15 protein-coding genes and 3 pseudogenes are annotated in these 18,781 nt (G+C 64.5%); 7 read left to right on the top strand and 11 right to left on the bottom strand.

Translation table 11 applies throughout. From position 1 onward, the window contains the following. Nucleotides 1-37: 37 nt before the first annotated feature. Nucleotides 38-976: a 4-hydroxybenzoate octaprenyltransferase gene (gene ubiA / locus FPZ08_RS00695; protein ID WP_246132766.1), complete on the bottom strand. Its 939-nt coding sequence runs from the start codon at nucleotides 974-976 to the stop codon at nucleotides 38-40. A 238-nt stretch (nucleotides 977-1,214) separates the two neighbouring features. On the opposite strand from ubiA, the gene FPZ08_RS00690 reads away from it, so the two are divergent. Both FPZ08_RS00690 and FPZ08_RS00685 read left to right on the top strand, forming a co-directional pair. Next, complete coding sequence (locus FPZ08_RS00690) at nucleotides 1,215-1,955, top strand: 16S rRNA (uracil(1498)-N(3))-methyltransferase (RefSeq protein WP_146288203.1); 741 nt, start codon at nucleotides 1,215-1,217, stop codon at nucleotides 1,953-1,955. 63 nt (nucleotides 1,956-2,018) lie between these two features. Beyond that, nucleotides 2,019-3,389 (top strand): glutamate--cysteine ligase, encoded by a 1,371-nt coding sequence (locus FPZ08_RS00685; RefSeq protein WP_146288202.1) that lies wholly within the window; start codon nucleotides 2,019-2,021, stop codon nucleotides 3,387-3,389. A 150-nt stretch (nucleotides 3,390-3,539) separates the two neighbouring features. Here FPZ08_RS00685 and dmeF read toward each other — a convergent pair whose 3' ends face one another. The 4 genes from dmeF to FPZ08_RS00665 all read right to left on the bottom strand — a co-directional run bounded on the left by dmeF (nucleotide 3,540) and on the right by FPZ08_RS00665 (nucleotide 6,207). Next, on the bottom strand, nucleotides 3,540-4,496 hold the full coding sequence (gene dmeF / locus FPZ08_RS00680) for a CDF family Co(II)/Ni(II) efflux transporter DmeF (protein ID WP_146288201.1): 957 nt from the start codon (nucleotides 4,494-4,496) through the stop codon (nucleotides 3,540-3,542). Further along, nucleotides 4,493-4,771: a metal/formaldehyde-sensitive transcriptional repressor gene (locus FPZ08_RS00675; protein ID WP_146288200.1), complete on the bottom strand. Its 279-nt coding sequence runs from the start codon at nucleotides 4,769-4,771 to the stop codon at nucleotides 4,493-4,495. The genes dmeF and FPZ08_RS00675 overlap by 4 nt, the downstream gene beginning before the upstream one ends. A 309-nt stretch (nucleotides 4,772-5,080) precedes the next feature. Then, entirely contained in the window at nucleotides 5,081-5,623 is a 543-nt protein-coding gene (locus tag FPZ08_RS00670) for a hypothetical protein (RefSeq protein ID WP_146288199.1), read from the bottom strand. Nucleotides 5,624-5,679: 56 nt separating this feature from the next. Continuing rightward, nucleotides 5,680-6,207 (bottom strand): RNA polymerase sigma factor, encoded by a 528-nt coding sequence (locus tag FPZ08_RS00665; RefSeq protein ID WP_186767150.1) that lies wholly within the window; start codon nucleotides 6,205-6,207, stop codon nucleotides 5,680-5,682. Nucleotides 6,208-6,330: 123 nt separating this feature from the next. Here FPZ08_RS00665 and purD point away from each other — a divergent pair, with 123 nt between their 5' ends. The 3 genes from purD to FPZ08_RS00650 all read left to right on the top strand — a co-directional run bounded on the left by purD (nucleotide 6,331) and on the right by FPZ08_RS00650 (nucleotide 9,195). Next, nucleotides 6,331-7,605, top strand: a complete 1,275-nt coding sequence (gene purD / locus FPZ08_RS00660; protein ID WP_146288197.1) for a phosphoribosylamine--glycine ligase — start codon at nucleotides 6,331-6,333, stop codon at nucleotides 7,603-7,605. Nucleotides 7,606-7,633: 28 nt separating this feature from the next. Continuing rightward, nucleotides 7,634-8,626 (top strand): patatin-like phospholipase family protein, encoded by a 993-nt coding sequence (locus FPZ08_RS00655; protein WP_146288196.1) that lies wholly within the window; start codon nucleotides 7,634-7,636, stop codon nucleotides 8,624-8,626. Nucleotides 8,627-8,688: 62 nt separating this feature from the next. Next, a complete protein-coding gene (locus FPZ08_RS00650) occupies nucleotides 8,689-9,195 on the top strand; it encodes a GFA family protein (protein WP_146288195.1) in 507 nt (168 codons plus the stop codon). 102 nt (nucleotides 9,196-9,297) lie between these two features. On the opposite strand, the gene FPZ08_RS00645 is transcribed toward FPZ08_RS00650, so the two are convergent. Further along, nucleotides 9,298-9,747, bottom strand: coding sequence for a nucleoside deaminase (locus FPZ08_RS00645; protein ID WP_146288194.1), 450 nt, complete (start codon nucleotides 9,745-9,747; stop codon nucleotides 9,298-9,300). Nucleotides 9,748-9,991: 244 nt separating this feature from the next. Here FPZ08_RS00645 and mutL point away from each other — a divergent pair, with 244 nt between their 5' ends. Next, entirely contained in the window at nucleotides 9,992-11,812 is a 1,821-nt protein-coding gene (mutL, locus tag FPZ08_RS00640; protein ID WP_146288193.1) for a DNA mismatch repair endonuclease MutL, read from the top strand. Between the two features lie 69 nt (nucleotides 11,813-11,881). On the opposite strand, the gene FPZ08_RS00635 is transcribed toward mutL, so the two are convergent. From FPZ08_RS00635 to FPZ08_RS00615, 5 genes and pseudogenes are all read right to left on the bottom strand, one after another. Further along, nucleotides 11,882-12,079: a hypothetical protein gene (locus FPZ08_RS00635; RefSeq protein ID WP_146288192.1), complete on the bottom strand. Its 198-nt coding sequence runs from the start codon at nucleotides 12,077-12,079 to the stop codon at nucleotides 11,882-11,884. Between the two features lie 163 nt (nucleotides 12,080-12,242). After that, nucleotides 12,243-14,056: pseudogene (gene edd, locus FPZ08_RS00630) on the bottom strand (phosphogluconate dehydratase). A gap of 266 nt (nucleotides 14,057-14,322) precedes the next feature. Then, nucleotides 14,323-15,019 (bottom strand): annotated as a pseudogene (gene pgl, locus FPZ08_RS00625) (6-phosphogluconolactonase). 151 nt (nucleotides 15,020-15,170) lie between these two features. Next, nucleotides 15,171-16,651 (bottom strand): annotated as a pseudogene (zwf, locus tag FPZ08_RS00620) (glucose-6-phosphate dehydrogenase). A 12-nt stretch (nucleotides 16,652-16,663) separates the two neighbouring features. Further along, on the bottom strand, nucleotides 16,664-17,605 hold the full coding sequence (locus FPZ08_RS00615) for a glucosamine kinase nucleotide-binding domain-containing protein (protein ID WP_146288191.1): 942 nt from the start codon (nucleotides 17,603-17,605) through the stop codon (nucleotides 16,664-16,666). Nucleotides 17,606-17,816: 211 nt separating this feature from the next. Here FPZ08_RS00615 and cobU point away from each other — a divergent pair, with 211 nt between their 5' ends. Further along, a complete protein-coding gene (gene cobU / locus FPZ08_RS00610; protein ID WP_146288190.1) occupies nucleotides 17,817-18,365 on the top strand; it encodes a bifunctional adenosylcobinamide kinase/adenosylcobinamide-phosphate guanylyltransferase in 549 nt (182 codons plus the stop codon). The last annotated feature ends 416 nt before the right edge of the window (nucleotides 18,366-18,781 follow it).

Here is an 18,781-nt window from a genome sequence, read left to right as displayed (position 1 = left end):
CGACGGGCCCAAAACCACAGCATAATGCTAACGCAAACTACCAGACCCAGTCGGCCAGCAGCGCCAGGGTCAGGACAATTCCGACATATTTGTTGCTGTCGAAACGGAAGCGGGGATTATCCGGCTCGTCGGCATCGACCGTCCAGACCTGCCAGGCCAGCATCGCGGCCGCCAGCAGCGACAGCGTGGCGAAGACAATGCCGGCCCCGGCCATGACGCCCGCCGCCATCCAGAGCATGTAGGCCCCGGCATAAAGCGTGGCGACCGCGGGCTTCACATGGTCGCCGAACAGGCGTGCCGTGGACTTGACGCCGACCAGGGCGTCGTCCTCGATATCCTGCAAGGCGTATATCGTATCATAGCCGATGACCCAGAGGATTGTTCCGGCATAGAGCAGCACGGGCGGCCAGGCGAGGCCGCCGGTCTGGCTGGTCCAGCCGACCAGGGCGCCATAGGAGAAGGCGAGACCGAGGAAGGCCTGAGGCCACCAGGTGACGCGCTTCATGAAGGGATAGATGGCGACCAGCACCAGCGAGGCGACGCCGGCCCAGACGGTGAAGCGATTGAACTGGAAGAGGATGACCGAGCCGAGCAGGGCCTGGGCGACGAGGAAGGCCAGGGCATCGCGGGCGGTAACGGCGCCGGAGGGAATCGGACGCAGGCGGGTGCGGGCGACCTGCATGTCGATGTCGCGATCGACAATGTCGTTGAAGGTGCAGCCGGCGCCGCGCATGAGGATGGCGCCGATGAGCATGAGCACCGCGCCCCACCAGTCGAACCCCTGCGCGGGGTTGGCAACGGCGGCGAGGCCGAGCCCCCAGGCGCAGGGCCAGAACAGCAGGTAGAAGCCGATGGGGCGATCCCAGCGGGCCAGACGCCCGTAGGGTTTCAGCCAGGCGGGGGCATAGCGATCGAGCCAGTTGCCGCGCTTGGCGTCGGGGACTGTGGCGGAGGGGGATTGGTTCATATCGGACATGGTGCCACGACCTCGTGGTTCGACAGGCTCACCATGAGGTCTACTCTAAACGCCGGACAGCTAGTAGACCTCTTCTCGACCGCAATTGTCACAGTCGACACCCTCCCCCTCGCGGGGAGGGTCAGGGAGGGGGGTGTTTAGCCCAGACATCAGGGCTAAACGACACCCCCTCCCAACCTCCCCCGTCAAGGTGCCGGCTGGTGGTTGCGGCAATATAGTGCCATGAACTGGAATTCCCATGCCCCGCACCCATGCCGCCCTGCCCCGTCTTTATGTCGAACCCGATCTGGTCGCGGGCGGGCAAGTTGCCTTGGGCAAGGAGCAATCGCTGTATCTGGCTGCCGTGCTGCGCAAGAGCGTCGGCGATGAAGTGGTGCTGTTCAATGGGCGGGATGGGGCGTGGCTGGCGCGGCTGGTCAGTGATGCCAAGAAATCGGTGGTGCTGGCGCTGGTGGAGAGAATCGCCGTCCAGACGCCGGCTTCCGACCTCTGGTATGGCTTCGCCCCGCTCAAGACCGAGCGGCTGGATTATGTGATCCAGAAGGCGGTGGAAATGGGCGCGGGCACGATCCAGCCGGTGCTCACGCGGTTTACGCAGGTCTCGCGGCTCAAGCATGAGCGGCTGGTGGCCAATGCCATTGAGGCGGCGGAGCAATGCGAAGTGCTCAGCGTACCCAGGGTGGAGCCGGAAGTGACGCTGGAGCGGCTGCTCGATGGCTGGCCGGCGGAACGGGTGTTGGTCTTTGCCGATGAGGGGGAGGCGTCATCATCGCCTGTTGCAGCGCTGGAAGGACTCAAGGGGCGGCAGGTGGGCCTGTTGATCGGGCCGGAAGGCGGATTTTCCGACGAGGAACGCGCCAGATTGCGCGCCCTGCCCTTTGTGGTGCCTGTCAGCCTGGGACCGCGTATTCTGCGGGCGGACACAGCCGCGGTGGCCGCATTGGCGGTGATTCAAGCGACCATCGGTGATTGGCGATAAAAGGCGATTGCTTTCGGCTCGCGCGACGTTATGTTCCCCGCCAGTATTTCCAGAGGACTGCCTATGGCCGGCGCCGCCACCACTTCGCCCCTGATCGAAACGCGAGCAGACCTGATCGAGGCCATGGCGCGCGGGGCCAAGCCCGAGAGCGAATGGCGCATCGGCACCGAACACGAGAAGCACGTGTTCCACACCAATCCGCTGCGGCCGGTGGCCTATGAAGGCCCCAACGGCATCCGCGCGCTGCTCGAGGGGATCGAGAAGGAAACCGGCTGGCATCCCTTCTATGACGGGGACAACCCGATCGGGCTGCGCAATGACGAAGTGGCTGGCGGGATTTCGCTGGAGCCGGGCGGGCAGTTCGAACTGTCAGGCTCGCCGCAGGTGGACCTGCATGGCACGGCGGCGGAGCTGGCCGAGCATATGCGCGTCAGCAAGAAGGTGGCCGCGCCGCTCGATATTCATTTTCTCGGGCTGGGCGTGACGCCGCTATGGTCGGTGGACCAGATCTGCGCCATGCCGAAATCGCGCTACGGCATCATGAAGCCCTATATGGAAAAGGTCGGCACGCTGGGCACATCGATGATGTTCCGCTCGGCCACGGTGCAGGCCAATCTGGATTTTTCCAGCGAAGCCGACATGGTCAGGAAGCTGCGCGTGGCGGTGGCGCTGCAGCCGGTGGCGACGGCCTTGTTTGCCAATTCGCCCTTCTCGGAAGGGCGGGACAGCGGCTATCTCAGCTTCCGCAGCCATATCTGGCTCAATACCGACGACGACCGCACCGGCATGCTGCCCTTTGCCTTCGACGAAGGGTTCGGCTTCGAGCAATATGCCGACTATGCGCTTGATGTGCCGATGTATTTCGTCATCCGCAACAAGCAATATATCAATGTGGCGGGCGAGAGTTTCCGGGCCTTTTTGCGGGGCGAGCTGCCACAACTGCCGGGCGAGAAACCCACGATCAAGGACTGGGAAGACCATCTGTCGACGATTTTCCCGGAAGTGCGGCTCAAGCAGTTCCTGGAAATGCGCGGCGCCGATATGGGCGACGAAAAATCGGTGACGGCGCTATCGGCCTTCTGGACGGGGCTGCTCTACGATCCGGTGTCGCTGGAAGCGGCCTATGAGCTGATCGAGCCGTGGACGCGCGAGGAACGCGACGACATGCGCCGCGAAGTGCCGCGGCTGGCGCTGATGACGCCGCATGATCGTTCCAATCTCTATGATGTCGCGGCGCAGGCCGTGGGTATTGCCGAGGCCGGGCTGGTGCGGCGCGGAAGGCGCAACGCGCAGGGCAAGGACGAAACCATCCACCTGGCGCCGCTGGAAGAGACGATCCGCCTGGCCAAGTCGCCGGCCCAGCGCTGGGTCGACAAGTTCCGCGGCGAATGGGACGGGGATGTGACGCGGGTGTTCAGGGAAGCCGAGATGTAGGGGCTTCCCTCTCCCCTTGCGGGAGAGGGGTAGAAAATCCTCTTGCTTCGGATCGAACGGCTGGCGCAGTAACCCCCTCATCCGCCCTTCGGGCACCTTCTCCCACGAGGGGAGAAGGGGATGACCCATAGATCTCGCCTGAAAAGACCCTCAGCCGGCGCGTTCGACCTCGATGGTGACATGCGAAAGATCGGAGATGTGGGCCAGCCTGGCGCGGTAGGCGGCGGGGTTCTGTGGGGTGGGCGAGGCGATGGAGATGATGGCGCCGTGGTGGCCGGGGCCGAGTTGCCAGACATGCAGGTCGGTGATCGTGTCGTCACCCAGTTCGATGGCGGCTCGGATTTCGTCGGGCAGGTCTTCAGCCGTAGGGACGTAATCGACCAGCACGCCACCCGCATCGCGGATCAGGCCCCATGACCAGCGGGCGATGACCAGGCCGCCGACAATGCCCATGGCCGGGTCCATCCAGTTCCAGCCATAGAGGCTGCCGAGAACCAGCGCGACAATGGCCAGGACCGATGTCAGGGCATCGGCCAGGACGTGGAGATAGGCGGCGCGGAGATTGTTGTCGCCGGCATGGTGGGCATGATCGTGGGGATGCTCATGGTCATGGGCATGATCGTGATGGTGGTGGCCGTGATGGCTGTGGTCGTCGCGCAGGAGCCAGGCGCAGAGCAAGTTGACCGCCAACCCGACCACGGCGACGATGATGGCCTGCTGGAAATTGATGGTGACGGGATTGGCGAAGCGCAGCAGGCTTTCCCAGCCGATCAGCAGTGCGATCAGCGCCAGCACGACCGCGCTGGCGAAGGCGGCCAGATCGCCGAACTTGCCGGTGCCGAAGGTAAAGCGCGGATTGGTGGCGTGACGCCGAGCGAAGAGATAGGCCAAGGCCGCGATCAGCATGGCGGCGGCGTGGGTCGACATGTGCCAGCCATCGGCAACCAGTGCCATGGAGCCGTAAATGGTGCCCGCCGCGATCTCGATAACCATCATGGTCGCGGTGATGGCGATGACCAGCCAGGTGCGCCGCTCGTTGCGGGCATGGTCCTGGCCGAGGAAGACATGCGTGTGTGGGCTGGACAGCCGAGCGGCGGCATCGCTCATTTCAGATACATCCTGACGACTTCGATCAATTCGGCGGCGCCCTGGGCTCGGGCGGGGTTTTCGTCCTTGTCCGGGTTGGAAATGTGTTCGCGGATGTGATCCTCGATCAGCTCGGCCGTGAGGCCGCTGATGGCGCCGCGGACCGAGGCGGTGAGATTGAGGATTTCCCCGCAGGGGACCTCGGCCTCGAGCGCCCGCTCGATCGCTTCGACCTGGCCTTTGAGGCGGCGAATGCGGGCGAGGAGCTTGGATTTGTTTCTGATGAGATGCGACATGGGATAGGGGGGTACCCTATTTTTAGAGATGAGGCAAGAAGCTCGGTTCCTTGCCTCATCTTGAGGGGGAGGGATCGTTTGGTGGCCTACAGGGTTACCCCCTCCCCAGCTTTGCCAAGGCCCTGCGGGCCAGGCGACGCTACCCTCCCCTCAAGGGGGAGGGTGGGCAGGTACCGATAGAGTAGTGCAGCTACGCAGCGTCCAATCGACTCCCTGCCCACAGGCTAACTAAACCTTGCCTCCGCCGCCCCCTCACGCCCTACAAACACGGACACCGTGTTTTGGAGGGCTTGGGCGGCGGCATCGGTCTCAGCCGTGCGCCCGGCGGTCCAGTTCGTCGATTTCGGTGTCGATGCAGTCGGCGGCCTTGCGGTTGGCGTGGTAGACCCATGCCAGGAAGGCGAGGGTGATGCCGGCTGGGATCAGGGCGCCCCAGGCGGACCCACCGGGCGTGAACAGCGCGGCGCTGTAGATCAGCAGGAAGCCGGGAATGAAGGGCAGCACATACCAGAGCAGCACCGAGCGCAGCGCGTCGCGCTGGCGGACCAGTTCGGCGCGGTAGCTGGCGAGGATGGCGGTGGCGCCGGTGATGGATGTGCCGCCGCCGGTGCGGCGATGCAATTGCAGCATGGCGACAACCGAACCGGCGGCGAGCAGCAAGAAGCCTGCGCCGGTGGTGATGGCGGGCGGATCGAGCGGCCCGGACAGCAGCACGAAGAGGCCCAGAACCAGGGTGGCGACGCCGCCAATCAGGCCGGCCAGGTATTCCCAGCGATTACGCTTGCCGATGCGGTCGTCAAGCTGCCGCGAGCGAGTTTCGAGCAGTTCGGGGGTCAAGGTCTGCGGTGTCATAGCCTGTCCTTTCCAGAGGGCTTTGGGGTCAGGTGCGTTGGAATCGGGCGAGATGGTCATGACGCTGCCTCCGGCTGAAATCCTTGCGCCAACAGCGCCTTGATGCGGTGGATGCGGGTGGCTACGGCGCCCGGTGACAGGCCTGTCACCTCGGCAATCGCCTCGGCCTCGACATCTTCGAGATAGAGCAGCACCACCTGCCGATCGATCGGCCGCAGCCGGTCGATGAGGGTATAGAGCCGTTCCAGGGTCAGGGCCGTGCCGGTGGCCTGCTCGGGCGTGGCCCGGTGGTCGGCCGGCTCGACGCTGTCGATGTCGATCCAGTCGCCGGCCGAGCGGGACCGCACGGCCTTGTCGACATGGCGGGCGCAGACATTATGCGCCACCCGCCAGGTCCAGGTGCTGAGGCTGCATTGCTCGCGGAAGCTGTCGAGGCTCCGCCAGAGATGCAGGTGGATGTCCTGTTCCAGATCCTGCCGCAAAGCCGGGTCCTTCTCGTAAACGGCGGCCAGACGCGCAATGGCAGCGCCCTGCCGGTCGGCAATGCTCCGATACTGCGCTTCGCGTTTGGCCCGCTGGGGCATGCCTCGCCTCTTTCCTCTGCTCACAAGACTAACAGTCGCTGACGCGACGGGTTTCTTACAAAAACAATTGCCTCTCCTGCCCCACTCGTGCATCACGCCCCCAACAAGCACGGAGGGCGGTTCATGCGGGTTCTGGTGATCGGGTCGGGTGGGCGCGAGCATGCGCTGGCGTGGAAGATTGCCCAATCGCCGCTGCTGACAAAACTCTTCATTGCGCCGGGCAATGGCGGGACCGGCGCGGTGGCGGAGAATGTCGTGATCGACATTACCGACCACAAGGCGGTGGTGGATTTCTGCAAGCTGATAGCGATCGACTTTGTCGTGGTCGGGCCCGATGCGCAGGTGGTGGCGGGGCTGGGCGATGATGTCAGGGCGGCCGGGATCACCTGCTTCTGCCCCAGCAAGGCGGCGGGGCAGCTGGAGGGATCGAAGGGCTTTACCAAGGCCTTGTGCGACGAGATGGGCATTCCCACCGCGGCCTATGGGCGCTTCGACAATGAAGCGGCGGCTTTGGCGTATCTTTATACGCAGGGGGCGCCCATCGTCATCAAGGCGGATGGGCTGGCAGCGGGCAAGGGCGTGACGGTGGCCCTTGATGTCGAGGCGGCCGAGGCGGCCATTGTCGACTGCTTTGCCGGGGCGTTCGGGGCATCGGGCGCCGAAGTGGTGATCGAGGAATTCATGGAGGGCGAGGAGGTTTCGCTCTTTGTGCTGTGCGACGGCACCGACATCCTGCCGCTGACCACGGCGCAGGACCACAAGCGGGCCTTCGACGGCGATACCGGACCCAATACCGGGGGGATGGGGGCCTATTCCCCTGCCCCGGTGATGACGCGCGAGATCTATGAGGAAACGCTGGAGCGGGTGATCTGGCCGACAGTGAAGGGGCTGGCGGCGCGGGGAACGCCATATCAGGGCGTGCTTTATGCCGGGCTGATGCTGACTTCGGATGGGCCTAAGCTGGTGGAATATAATGCGCGGTTCGGGGACCCGGAAACGCAGGTGATGATGCTGCGCATGGAGAGCGACCTGCTGCCATTGCTGCATGCCACGGCGACGGGGACGCTTGCCGGCCATGACGTGGCCTGGAAGGACCAGTATGCGCTGACCGTCATCATGGCGACCGAGGGGTATCCGGGCAGCTATGGCAAGGGCAGCGAAATCAGGGGTGCCGAGGGACTGGATAGCGACACATTGCAGGTGTTTCACGCCGGAACGCGTCGGGACGGTACGCGTTTACTTGCTGCCGGCGGGCGCGTGCTCAACGTCACCGCTCTGGGCGGGAGTGTGAAAGAGGCGCAGAGCCGTGCTTACGCAGGCGTGGACAAGATTGTTTGGCCGTCCGGATTTTGCCGCCGGGACATCGGCTGGCGCGAAATCGCCCGCACGACGTCCTGAACCATTCCTCAACTTCGCCAGCCTACCCTTGCTCAAGACCGTCTTTGACGAGACGCCGTCGCAACCTGTGCTGACGCCGCTGCAATTGCGGGGCAAGGCGCTCGCCGACCGGCTGCGTTCGAAAGGCAAGGAGCGGGGCGGGATGGAGACGATATCTGGACCTCGGATCGGTGTGGCACTGGGCGGCGGCTCGGCGCGCGGGCTGACGCATATTCCCTATATCGAGGCCATGGACGAGCTGGGGCTGAAGCCTTCGGTCATAGCGGGCACGTCGATCGGGGCGCTGATCGGCTCGGGCTGGGCGGCGGGCATGACGGGCAAGGAATTGCGCGAGCATTCCTACCAGGTGCTGGGGACGATGCGCATCATCGCCACCAAGCTGTGGGCGACGCAGATCCGCGGCATCAGCGGGATTCTCAAGAACGGGATTTCGATGCAGCTCGATGCGACGAGTATCGTCGATACGTTCACGCCGGAGAATTTTCCGCTCGAATTCAAGGACCTGAAGGTGCCGCTCTATGTGGTGGCGACCGATTTCCAGAGCTGGCACCAGGTGGTGTTCAATTCGGGGCTGCTGCGGCCGGCCATTGCGGGATCGATCGCCATTCCGAGCCTGTTCAAGCCGGTGGTCTATGCCAACCACATCCTTGTCGATGGGGGTGTGGTCAATCCGCTGCCGCTGGACCAGGCCGACATCAATACCGATTTCCTGATCGGCATCGACGTCAATGGCGATCCGTCGGAGGGCATTTCCAAGACGGACCACAAGGCGATCGACATCTGGTTCGGCTCGGCCCAGATCATGATGCATTCGCTGACGGCGCATATGATGGCGGCCTATCCGCCCGACATCTATATCCGCCCGCATGTCGCCAATTTCGGGGCGCTGGAATTCTGGCGGGTGCGCGAGATCGTGGCGCATGCCGAAGCCGAAAAGGAGCGCTTCAAGCGCATCCTGGCGGACAAGGTGGAAGCCTATATCGCCGGCAAGGTGCCGGTGGTGGAGAGCGATCCGCACTAACTGATGATTGGCTTGTCGAATCCCCGATGATCCGTTCGTCTGGCCTGTAACAAGGAGGCCGGATGAAGGACAAACAGGTGATGGCCCGCTGCAGTTGCGGGCAGGTGGAAATCGAAGCGTGGGGCAAGCCGATTGCCAGCGTGATCTGCCATTGCGACGACTGCCAGGCGGCCGGACGGGCGCTGGGCGCCCTGCCCGATGCGCCGCCGCTGCTCGATACGGCGGGGGGCACGGGGAATGTGCTTTATCGCAAGGATCGGGTGCAGGTGAGCAAGGGCGGGCACCTGCTGGAGGCGCACAAGCTGACGCCTGATACCAAGACCAGCCGCATGGTGGCGACATGCTGCAATGCGCCCATGGCGATAACCTTCGACGATGCGCGGCACTGGGTGCCGCTCTATCGCGACCGGCTGGAGGGGGCCGTGCCACCGGTGCAATGGCGCATTTGCACGAAGTTCAGGCCGCCGGGCGTGGAATTGCCGGATGATGTGCCGGCTTATGCGATGTATCCGTTCGGGATGATGGCGGGGCTGGCGCTGTCGGCGGTGGCGATGCTGGTGGCGCGGTAGGGCTTTCTCTCCATCGATCGCGTTGCCTTGACGCATCTCAGGATGGATCCCGGCTCAAGGCCGGGATGACATCGGGGGTGTGGGAACCCAAAGCAGGCCAGCCTAACTCCGCAAGGCCCGGAAGAATTCGCGGAGCAGGGTTTCGGAGCGGGTGGCGCCGAGGCCGGAGATGACTTCGGGGGCGTGGTGGCAGGTGGGCTGGGTGAAGAGGCGGATGCCGTTTTCGACGGCGCCGGCCTTGGGGTCTTCGGCGGCGAAATAGACGCGGCGCAGGCGGGTATGGGCGATGGCGCCGGCGCACATGGCGCAGGGCTCGAGGGTGACATAGAGGTCGCAGCCATCGAGGCGGCCGGTACCGCGAGTTTGCAGCGCGGTGCGGATGGCCAGCATTTCGGCATGGGCGGTGGGATCGCCCAGGGCCTTCATGCGGTTGCGCTCGGCGGCGAGGATCACCTCGCCTTCCATGACCACGGCGCCGACCGGGGCCTCGCCGTGGGCGGCGGCCTCTTCGGCGAGGGTGAGGGCGAGGTCCATGGGGGATTGGCTGGGCATGGGGGAGGTTTAGCGGGTGGCGGCAGGTGGCGGCAAGAGAGGTTTTGTTGGGATACCCCCTCCTAGCCTCCCCCTGATAGGGGGAGGAACAGATCGCGTGTGTGGCGCGATCTTGCCCCAGTCGCGGTGTGGCTCCTCCCCCTATCAGGGGGAGGTTGGGTGGGGGTATCCCACAAAGACTGCGCAAACCGGGTCGGAAACCGACCTCCCCTGCCCTATATTCTTCGCCAAGGAGAATCGCCCTTTGTCCATTCGCCAACTGCCCGAAGACCTGATCAACCGCATTGCCGCCGGCGAGGTGGTGGAGCGGCCCAGTAGCGTGGTCAAGGAACTGGTGGAAAATGCCATCGATGCGGGGGCCAGCCGGATTGTCGTCACCACGGCGGCGGGCGGCAAGGGGCTGATCCGGATCGAGGATGACGGGCATGGCATGGACCGGGCCGACCTGGTGCTTTCGGTGGAGCGGCATGCGACCTCCAAGCTCTCGGCCGACGATCTCGACGACATCCGGACTTTGGGCTTTCGGGGTGAGGCTCTGGCTTCGATCGGGTCGGTGGCGGAGCTGAGCATTGCCTCGCGCACGGCGGAGGCAGAGAGCGGGCTGCGTATCACGGTGAATAGCGGGTTGCGGGCCGGGCCGGTGCCGCAGGCGATGAACCGGGGCACTGTGGTCGAGGTGAAGAACCTGTTCGCCAATGTGCCGGCGCGGCTGAAATTCCTGAAAACCGACCGGGCCGAAGCGGGGGCGATCACCGATGTGATCAAGCGGCTGGCCATGGCCAATCCGGGCGTTCACTTCGTGCTCAATGGCAGCGACCGCACGGCGAGCAACTGGCCTGCGGTGACGGGGACCGGGGCCCTGCAGGCGCGGCTAGGCCAGGTGATCGGCGACGATTTTTCGCAGAATGCGGTGACGCTGGCGACCAGTCGGCATGGCGTTGTCGTGGCGGGGCTGGCGGGGTTGCCGACCTATACGCGGGCCAATTCGCTGAGCCAGTTCTACTTCGTCAATGGCCGCTCGGTGAAGGACAAGGTGCTGGTGGGCGCGGTGCGGGCGGCCTATGCCGATTATGTGTTCCGCGACCGTTTTCCTGTCGTGGCGCTCTATATCGCCATCGACCCGGGCGAGGTGGATGTGAATGTGCATCCGGCCAAGGCGGAATTGCGGTTTCGCGATGCCGGGGCGGTGCGCAGCGCGGTGATCCGCGCCATTGGCGAGGCGCTGGCCGCGGCGGGGTTCAAGGCTTCGGGCACGGTGGCCGAGGATGTGCTGGGGGCGTTCACGGCGCCGGCCTATGCCTCCCCCTCGGCCCCTGCCCCGGCCTATCGGGCGGATGCCATGGCGCCGTTTGCCGGTTACGAGCGCGCGGGCGGCGCGGGCAATGCCAATCCGTTTGCGCCGGACTTCGGGCAGGCGGCGATGGCGGGGTTGCGCGAGCCCAGCGCGCGGGTGGAAGCCGAAGCGGCGCCCGCTTTGATGGAGTTCCCGCTGGGCACGGCGCGGGCGCAGATGTTCGACAATTTTATCATCGCGCAGAATGGCGAGGGGCTGTTGCTGGTGGACCAGCATGCGGCGCATGAACGGCTGGTCTATGAGCGGTTCAAGGCGCAACTGGCGTCGGGGCCGGTGGCAAGCCAGGCGCAGTTGATCCCGCTGGTGGTGGAATTGCCCGAGGAGGATTGCGCGCGGCTGGAAGAGGCAGCGGGCGAGCTGGAGCGGTTCGGGCTCTATCTCGAACGGTTCGGGCCGCGGGCCGTGGCGGTGCGCGAGACCCCGGCTCTGCTGGGCAATTCGGATATCGAGGGGCTGGTGCGCGACGTGGCGGACGGGCTGGCGGAATGGGAGAGCATTGCCGCTGTTTCGGACCGGATGGAGGCGATCATCGCGCGCATGGCCTGCCATGGCTCGGTACGCTCGGGGCGGCGACTGCGCGTGGACGAGATGAATGCGCTGCTGCGCGACATGGAAGCAACGCCGCATTCCGGGCAATGCATCCATGGGCGGCCGACCTATGTCGAGCTCAAGAAGAAGGATATCGAGCGGTTGTTCGGGCGGACGAGGTAATAAGTGTGTAGTCGTCCACCTCCTATGGCGGGACTTAGCAACTCGCTAAGTCCCAATGAAGTTCGTCGCCTAGGATCGCGCAACTGCGTTGACACGCTTTTTTAGTTCGAGGGTTTTCTGCAATATCTCGACGGCCGCTTCAATCTCGCTGATCTGAACAGCCGAAATCGCACGGTCTGCCTTTCCGACGTGTCGGGCGCTTTCCTTAATGGCTTGGACCGTCTCGCCAACTACTGTAGCCATGTCAGCATCGTCATGAATAACCACGTCTTCTCTCCTGTGTTGCGGTCAAGCATATAGGCGTGATTCTGTGTCGAAGACAGGCGCGCCAACCGATGGTGCTGCCAGCGGCCTAGAAGCCCCCTCATCCGCCCTTCGGGCACCTTCTCCCACGAGGGGAGAAGGGGGAAGCGGTGGGCGCGGCGTTTGCCTACTGGAACACACTGGCCCCGCGATCGGCCACGCCGACCAGGCTGCGGAAGCCGGCGAAGAGTTCGCGGCCCATGCCGTAGTGCTGGGGGCGGAGGTCTTCGGTGGCCGGGGTGCGGGAGAGGAATTCGCGTTCGTCGCCGAGGAAGGTGAGCGTGCCTTCGTTGGCGTCGAGGCGGATCATGTCGCCGTCGCGAATTTTGCTGATGGGGCCGCCGTCGATGGCTTCGGGGGTCATGTGGATGGCGGCGGGGACCTTGCCTGATGCGCCGGACATGCGGCCGTCGGTGAGCAGGGCGACCTTGAAGCCGCGATCCTGCAGGATGCCGAGCGAGGGGGTGAGCTTGTGCAATTCGGGCATGCCGAGGGCACGAGGGCCGGAGAAGCGGACCACGGCGATCATGTCGCCGGTGAGTTCGCCGGCCTTGAAAGCGGCCTGCAGGCCTTCCTGGCCGTGGAAGACGCGGGCGGGCGCTTCGACGACGCGGTGTTCTGGCTTGACGGCCGAGACCTTGATGACCGAGCGGCCGAGATTGCCCGTGAGGAGCTTGAGGCCGCCGGAGGTCTGGAACGGGGTCTTGGTCGATGTGAGGACCTTGGGGAGGGCGGATTCCCTGGGGGCCGGCTCGAAGGTGAGCTTGTCCTCGATCAGCTTGGCTTCGACCTTGTAGCCGGAGAGGCCCTCGCCCCAGACGGTCTTGACGTCTTCATGCAGGTGACCGGATTCGAGCAGTTCCTGGATGAGGAAGCCCATGCCGCCGGCGGCGTGGAAGTGGTTCACGTCGGCGACGCCATTGGGATAGACGCGGGCGAGGAGCGGGGTGGCATCGCTGAGATCGCTCATGTCGTCCCAGGTGACCTGGAGGCCGGCGGCGGCGGCGATGGCGATCAGATGCATGGTGTGGTTGGTGGAACCGCCCGTGGCATGCAGGCCCACCAGGCCGTTGACGATGGCCTTTTCGTCGATGACGTGGCCGACCGGGGTGTAGTTATTGCCCAAAGCGGTGAGCGAGAGGGCGCGGACGGTGGCCTCTTTGGTCAGGGCATCGCGCAGGGGGTGCCGGGATTGACGAAGCTGGCGCCGGGCAGGTGCAGGCCCATGATTTCCATAAGCATCTGGTTGCTGTTCGCGGTGCCGTAGAAGGTGCAGGTGCCGGCGGAGTGGTAGGACTTGGATTCGGCTTCGAGCAGTTCGGCGCGGCCGACCTTGCCCTCCATATAGAGCTGGCGGACCTTGCTCTTTTCGTCATTGGGCAGGCCCGAGGGCATGGGGCCGGCGGGGACGAAGACGGCCGGGATATGGCCGAAGGTCAGCGCGCCGATGAGCAGGCCGGGCACGATCTTGTCGCAGATGCCGAGATAGACGGCGGCATCGAACATGTTGTGGCTCAGCGCAATGGCCGTGGACATGGCGATGACGTCGCGGCTGAAGAGCGACAGGTCCATGCCCGGCTGGCCCTGGGTCACGCCATCGCACATGGCGGGCACGCCGCCGGCGACCTGGGCGGTGGCGCCGATCTCGCGGGCCGCTTCCTTGATGATGTCGGGGTAGAATTGATACGGCTGGTGGGCCGAGAGCATGTCGTTATAGCTGGTGACGATGCCGAGATTCAGCGACTTGCTGCCGGCGAGCTGGGCCTTTTCGGCGGGCGAGCAGGCGGCGAAGGCGTGGGCGAGATTGCCGCAGGAGAGGACGGCACGATTGACGCCGGCTTCGCGGGCGGCATCGAGGCGGTTGAGGTAGTCCCGGCGGCTGTCGCGGCTGCGCGCGGCGATACGGTCGGTGACATCCTGGATGGCCTGGCGGACAGACATGGTCGAACTCCTAGTTTCAGGGCGCGTTCACGCGGCGAAAGGCGGGAGCACCTTTTCGCAGGAACACGCCGGCTGGCATCCTTTGGTGGCCAGGGCGGTCAATTGGGGACCGCCGAGGGGACTTGGAGACCCTTGTGAACTCTACTCCGGCGGCCACCTGACGCAATTTTCTGCGCTTCCGGTGCTCACGTACCAAACGTACGCTGCGCTCCGGTTCTCAAAAATCACGCCAGTTGACTCACCAGAGCGAGTTCTCAAACAGTCTCCTAGGGGCACCAGTAGACAGTGACGGCGTGGCCGGACCGCAGGACGGCACGAATGGGCATGTCCGCGACGGGACCATCGCCCAGAGCCGTGTCGAGCACGTCGGCCTTTTCCTCCCCTTCGATGTGAAGGTACAGCCCATCCGTGCGGAGGAGACGCGGAAGGGTAAAGGTGATGCGCGGTTCGCCCGCGCCGGGGGGCGCGGATGGCGAGGGCCGGGCCTTCCGAGGTCAGCGCTGCATCGAGCGTGTCGCCGCCGGGGAAGAAGCTGGCGGTGTGGCCGTCATTGCCCATGCCGAGAATGACGGCGGCGAAAGTGTCGGGCAATTCGGCCAGGAGCGCATTGGTCTTGGCGACGGCGGCAGCATCGGGCTCGGCGCCGCCGGAATAGAGCGGGAAGAAGCGGGCCGTGGCGGCGGGGCCTTGCAGCATGCGCTCGTTGACGAGGAGCGCGTTGGAGCGGTCATTGGTTTCATCGACCCAGCGTTCGTCGACCAGGGTGACGATGACCTTGGACCAGTCGATATCCTTGGTCTTGCCGAGGGCCTGGAAGAAGCGGCCGGGGGTGGAGCCGCCGCTGACCGCGATGGCCGCGATGCCGCGCGCTTCGATGGCGGCGCGGATGCGGTCGGCCACGGCCTCGGCCAGTTCCTTGGCGAGGGTGGGCTTATCGGCGAAGCTGCGGCGGTCGATGGTCATCTTGTTCCTTTGTGCCACGCCCTCGTGGTTCGAGGCTCGCGAAGGGCTCGCACCTCACCATGAGGGCTACTTCTAGCTCGGCGTATCAACAGCCCTCATGGTGAGGTGCGCTTCTTCAGCGCCTCGAACCACGAGGGCGTGCCACGATCTATCACACATCATCCTCATACCACGTCCGGCCGTCGCGTTCGATCAGGGCGATGGCGCCGGAGGGGCCCCAAGTGCCGGCGGTGTAGGCCTGGGGGGCTCGCTGGCGCGCTCCCAGGCTTCGCGGATCGGGTCGATCCATTTCCAGGCGGCTTCGAGTTCGTCGCGGCGCATGAACAGGGTCTGGCTGCCGCGGATCACGTCCATCAGCAGGCGCTCATAGGCTTCGGGCGTGCGCTCGGAGAAGGTGGCGGCAAAGCTCAGGTTCAGCGGCACTTCGCGCAGGCGCATGCCGCCGGGGCCTGGATCCTTGATCATCATCATCAGCTTGACGCCCTCGTCGGGCTGCAGGCGGATGATGAGCTTGTTGGCCTTGGGCGCGCCTTCGGCATGGTCGAAGATGGAATGGGGGATCGGCTTGAACTGGATGCAAATCTCGGAGACGCGGTTGGCCATGCGCTTGCCGGTGCGGAAATAGAAGGGCACGCCCGACCAGCGCCAGTTTTCGACTTCGGCCTTGAGGGCGACGAAGGTTTCGGTGCGGCTGCCCTTCTTGTCGTCGGGCAATTCATCCTGATAGCCGGCGACCGAAGTGGTTTCGGACTTCACGCCCTTATACTGGCCGCGCACGGTGTTGCGGGCCACGTCGCCATTGGAGATGGGCTTGAGGGCGCGGAGCACTTTGAGCTTTTCGTCGCGCAGGGCGTTGGCGTCGTCCGATGCGGGCGGCTCCATGGCCACGAGGCAGAGCAGCTGCAGCATGTGGTTCTGGATCATGTCGCGCAGGGCGCCGCTCTCGTCGTAATAGCCGCGCGTGCCGGCGCCGACCGATTCCGCCACGGTCAGTTGGACATGGTCGATATGGGCCGAGTTCCAGATGGGCTCGAACAGCGTATTGGCGAAGCGCAGGGCCAAGAGGTTCTGGACCGTCTCTTTGCCCAGATAGTGATCGATGCGGTAGACCTGATCTTCCTTGAAAATCTTGGCGACGCCGTCGTTGATTTCCACCGAGGAAGCCAGGTCGTGGCCGAGCGGCTTTTCGATCACCACGCGGGCGTCGCGGCGATAGAGTTTCTTGGAATGGAGATATTCGGCGATGGGCTCGAACAGGTCGGGCGCCACGGCGAGATAGAAGGCGCGGACCACTTCGGGATCGTCGCGCAGCTTCTTGCCGAGATCGCCGGCCTCTTCGGGCTTGCTGGCATCGACCGGGACATAGGAGAAAATCTTGACGAAACGGTCGATGACCTTGGCGTCCTGATATTCCTTTTCCACGAAAGCGGTGATGGCATCGCGCGCCGATTGCTGGAAATCGGCGTCGGAGAGCTTGCTGCGCGAGGCGCCGATAATGCGGCTGTTCTCGTCGAACTGGCCATCCTTGAAGCGGTGATAGAGCGCCGGGATCAGCTTGCGCTTGGTCAGGTCGCCGGTGGCGCCGAACACCACATAGTCGAAAGGCTGGACGGGAATGATACGGCTGGACACTGGGGCAGTCCCTTAGTTTGACGCGAAGTTCTGCTTGGCGAGGATGATGGCCCCATGCAGAGGCTCGAATTTGGGGAGGGCAACGAAGGTGCCGTAGCGCTCCACGAGGATCGGGAACAGGCGCTGGCCGAAGCCGCCGACAATGGCCATGACCTGCGCATTGTGAGCCTTGAACCAGTTCACATAGGTGTCGATGTAGCCGAGCTGGATATCGAGCATCTTGCGGGCGACCGGGTCGCCCTTTTCGAGATAGTCAATGAACAGGGGCATGAGCTTGCCGAATTCGGCCGGGGCGCGGCCGATCAGGGCGTCGTCGCAACCTTCGCTGCCATCGCGGCTGAGGAGCTTGAGGTCCATCTCGGTGGCGAAGGACCAGGTCATGATGGCCTGGTTGTCGCCGCCCAGTTGCGCGGTGACGGCCCTGGTGAGCGGAGAGGCCTCGACCAGCCCGTCCTCGGCTTCCACGGCATAGCGGGCCAGTTCGCGGCCCAGGATGGCGCCACTCATCTGGTCGCCGATGTGAAAGCCCCAGCCGCCGGCCTGGTGGCGCTGGCCATCGACGATGGAAAGGGCGGCCGAGCCGGTGCCGACGATGATGACGCCGCCTTCTTCGCCGCCCAGGGCGCCGGCATGGGCAATGTCGATATCGTCATAGACTTTCACGCCGGCAAAGGGCCAGGGACGCGCGGCGAATTCGGCGCGGGCGGTATCCATGCGGCCACCGGCCATGCCGAAGCAGGCAAAGGTATTGGCGGTTTCGGCATAGTCGATGCCGGCCGCCTTGAACACGTCGCGGGTACCGTCGCTGATGGCCTTGAAGGCCGGCTCGCCATCATCGATCTGCAGATTGGAGCGACCGTTCCTGACTTCGGCGAGCGTTTTCAGATTCTCATCGGCCAGACGCACGCGGCAATTGGTGCCGCCGCCATCGACGCCAAGATAATATCTGGTCACGCGAAGTTTCTCCGGAGTCTGGAGGGATTCTAGGGTGTCGGTTCGGCGCGGACCATAATGCGAAAGCTGCTAAGACGAAAGTAGAATAAGGCACAAAAAATGCCTGCCCGGAGGGCGGCGCGCCTGGCTTGTGGACGCAAGCGGCGCAACCGGTTCGGCGCTCAGGCTTTTTGCTGCTAGGGTTCAGCGGCGGATGGTTGGAGAGGACACGATGACAGGACATGTGCTGGTGCTGGGCGGGGCGCGCTCGGGCAAGACGGCCTTTGCCGAGCAATTGGCCATTCGCAGCGGCAAAAAGCCGGCCTATCTGGCGACGGCCGAAGCGCTGGACGCCGAAATGCGCGACCGGGTGGCCAGCCACAAGGCGGGGCGCGGGGACCGTTTCACCACGATTGAAGAGCCATTGGCGCTGTCCGACGCGCTGATGGCGGCAGCGAAAAAGCATGATGTGATCCTGGTGGATTGCCTGACGCTGTGGATCACCAACCTGCTGGTGGCCAACGAGGATGTGTCCAAGGCGGTGAGCGAATTGGGGGCGACGCTGGTGCAGCTCAAGAGCGCGCACGTGATCATGGTCAGCAATGAAGTGGGGCTGGGCATCGTGCCCGACAATGCCATGGCGCGGACATTCCGCGACCTGGCGGGATCTGCGCATCAACGGCTGGCGGAAATTTGCGAGGAAGTGCATTTCATCGTGGCCGGGCTGCCGATGACGCTGAAGGGTGCGACGGGGCGGGAGCCGCGGATACATGAGGCCTGAGGGCGGGGACCTTGACCTCCGAGAGGGTGTTCACCTGAAGCTTCTGTGGCTCCCGCCACCCCACCCTCATTCCTTCTCACCTAAAATCGCTCCACTGGAGCGATTTTGCCTTCGGCCGGCTCGAAGCCCATCAAGGGGAGGGAGGCGCCAGATCGATCCTCAAGGGTCATCTCGATATCCCGCCAACCGCTGAGCGGACTTCCCTCCCCCTGTGGGGAGGGAGTGAGGGTGGGGGTGTCGAGTCCGCCACGATTTCGATGCTAGATGAACCCTCGACACCCCCTCCCTAGCTCTGCCAAGGCCCTGCGGGCCAGGCGACGCTACCCTCCCCTCAAGGGGGAGGGTGGGCAGGAGCTGAAGATACTGATCTCCAGCTGCCATAAGCGCTTCTGCTCCTTCAATGGGCGTGTCTACCT

The sequence above is a fragment of the Devosia ginsengisoli genome (assembly GCF_007859655.1).
Taxonomy (GTDB): Bacteria; Pseudomonadota; Alphaproteobacteria; order Rhizobiales; family Devosiaceae; genus Devosia; species Devosia ginsengisoli.
The sequence above is the reverse complement of the archived record's forward strand: the minus strand, read 5'-3'. Positions and strand labels throughout refer to the sequence as shown.